This is a genomic window from Chitinophaga sp., assembly GCF_036569125.1.
GTDB lineage: Bacteria > Bacteroidota > Bacteroidia > Chitinophagales > Chitinophagaceae > Chitinophaga.
On sequence record NZ_DATCRF010000152.1, the window covers coordinates 1 to 2,501 of the forward strand.

A 2,501-nucleotide genomic window follows, 5' to 3' on the forward strand; every position below is an offset into this window, starting at 1 on the left:
GGGCAGCTGTACGCCACCTCCTGGAAAACCATCATCATTAAAAATATAGATCCGGCGCACCGTAATCTGTGGGACTATACGCTGGGCAAACACCGTATTAATGTGCGGCATGCAGCCAATGAGCTGAACTGGCAGGTAGAAGATAATTCAGCGGACGGGCTGGTGCTGAAGCGCCATATCATCCGCCATTTTGATATTGAGGATGTGCGTACCTACGGACTGTGTTTCAGCGTGCGTATGGAATCTGCATCCGGGCAGTTCGGATCTGTGGTGATCCGTAAGCTGGAAAATAAATATAACAGCAGGCTTAAATACCTGCAGCGCTATGATATACTGTATACGCCCGGCTTTAACCCCAATACCTCTACCCTGCTTATGTACCGGGAGCAGGTAGCTAAGGAGCACCTGGGCCCTTACCTGGTATCCTTATGTAAAGAGTTTTATGAGCAGGGCAGCGAAACCAATATTTTGCAGGCCTTTGTAAGCAGCAAGGAAGCGGCTATGGCTATTCCCCTGCAGCAGCCTGATAAAAAGCTGCACCAGTGCACCCAATGCCTGAGCGTGTATGATGAAGCGTTAGGAGAAGCGGAGCAGGATATTGCACCGGGTACGCCATTTGATGCCTTACCGGATTCTTTCAGCTGCTCCCTGTGCGGCGCTGCTGCCAGCGCTTTTGAAGAGATCAGTGAAAGCGCGCTGGGGGTTTAAGGAATTACAAAAGTCAAACCCAACAAACTTTTACATTTGAAATTTTACATTTTACATTTAAGATTTTCATACCCAGGTGAAAGGATCGCCGGAAACAATATGCGTTACCGGCACACCGGGGATCTTGGGTTTTAACCAATCCACCAGCCAGTCCATACCCGGTTCCTCACTCACGGAATGACCTAATACTATCAAAGCGGTTTTGCCGCCCAATTGCCGCGCATCACGTATGTACTCTGCGGTTTCCCATTCATGCACCTCCCCTACTATCAGCACATCGGGCTGTTCTTTTTCCACGAGGGAGATCTGCATCTGCCCGCCCGCAGCACCGGGTATTAAAGCAATACGGGCGCAGGTTTGCGACAGGTCGCCTATCACCCTTACATGTTTAATAGCTAACGTTTGTTCCAGGTGCGCCACCAGCTTTTCCAAAGTAAGGGGTGGTATTTGCAGCATCCTTTGCCCGGGTTTGTAGTACTGCAGCCAGCCTGCTTTTTTCAGCACGCCGTATCCAATACCATCCGGCTCCACGGAATGCCAGTAATCATGAAAGCGCCATACCGTAATATTATACTTTTTGAGCAGGGCCTGTTTTTGCTGTACCACGCGGTTGTTGGCCACATAGTTCACATCATCCTGGTGATTATAAAAGGTAGGCTCATGGGCAATAATAAAATTGGCTTTCAGCTTTGCAGCCTGCTCAATCACCTGCACCGTGGCAAACATGGTGGTAACAATACCGGTAACGGTCTGCTGCTCATCGCCGCTCTTAAGCGTATCCACCGTTGTTTTAAAAGGCGCGCCGGGAACCTCTTTGAGTATAAGGTCCATTACTTCTTTAATGGTATATTTCTTTTGCTGCAGGGCCATGGCAATACCCGGTATATTAAGCAAAGCAGCTGCGGCAGATGCTTTCAGGGTATTGGTAATAAAAGCTCTCCTGCCCGGGTTATTTTTCATAAGGGAATGTTTATAGATCTTAGATTTACGATTTTAGATTTTAGATTTGATTGGAGCGAAGACCGCATTTTTAAATCTAAAATCGTAAATCGTAAATCTAAAATCAAGTGTATTTAATAATACCGTTCTCTTTGCAAAAGGTAAGCACTTCCTCCATATTTCCGGCCTGGAACTTACGTAAAATATTCAGGCGGTGCGCTTCCACGGTACGTACGCTTACGTTTAATGATTCGGCAATTTCCTTGTTGCTCTGGTCATCATCTATCTTCTTCAGGATCTGCTCCTCTCTTTTGGAAAGGGATATTTCCACGTTCGCAGCCGTTTTAAGGCCGGATGCTTTTTGCAGGTCCTGGTATTTTTTCACCAGTATATCCGATACATCGCCAATGAAATAGAATTTGCCTTTATGCACGGTGCGGATGGCATGGAGGAAGATCTTGTTGCTGGTATCCTTTAAAATATAGCCGCTGGCGCCCATTTCCAGCGCTTTGGCCACATAGTCGGGGCTGTCATACAGGCTAAAGAAAAGGATCCTGCTCTGCGGCTGCTGTTTTAAAATGGCCTGGCTGGTTTCAATTCCATTAATGCCCGGCATGCGGATGTCCATAATAATTACTTCCGGCGTTACGGTGGTCAGCGACTGCAAGGCCGTTTCGCCATCGCCGGCCTCCCCTACTACTTCCATGTCCTGCTCACTGTCTATCAGCTGTTTTAATCCGTTCCTGAATATTTCATGGTCATCTACCAGGAAAACTTTTATGCGCGTGGTCATAGTCATACTAAAGGAATTTCCAGTTGAACAATAGTGCCTTTTCCTGGTTGGGCGTTTAAGC

Annotated in this window: 3 protein-coding genes; 1 reads left to right on the forward strand and 2 read right to left on the reverse strand. The window is 47.3% G+C overall.

Going from position 1 to position 2,501, the window contains the following annotated elements:
• Positions 1 to 708, forward strand: a 708-nt coding sequence (locus tag VIM87_RS05460) for a rubredoxin (RefSeq protein ID WP_331996000.1), incomplete at its 5' end; no start/stop codon positions are given.
• A 66-nt stretch (positions 709 to 774) separates the two neighbouring features.
• Here the strand turns inward: VIM87_RS05460 and VIM87_RS05465 are convergent.
• Positions 775 to 1,668 (reverse strand): Nif3-like dinuclear metal center hexameric protein, encoded by an 894-nt coding sequence (locus VIM87_RS05465; protein WP_331996001.1) that lies wholly within the window; start codon positions 1,666 to 1,668, stop codon positions 775 to 777.
• Positions 1,669 to 1,771: 103 nt separating this feature from the next.
• A complete protein-coding gene (locus tag VIM87_RS05470) occupies positions 1,772 to 2,446 on the reverse strand; it encodes a response regulator transcription factor (protein ID WP_331996002.1) in 675 nt (224 codons plus the stop codon).
• Positions 2,447 to 2,501: the final 55 nt, after the last annotated feature.

Coding starts and splice junctions, on each gene's coding strand:
- VIM87_RS05470 (WP_331996002.1), bottom strand. CDS start 2,446: ATGACTATGACCACGCGCATAAAAGTTTTCCTGGTAGATGACCATGAA.
- VIM87_RS05465 (WP_331996001.1), bottom strand. CDS start 1,668: ATGAAAAATAACCCGGGCAGGAGAGCTTTTATTACCAATACCCTGAAA.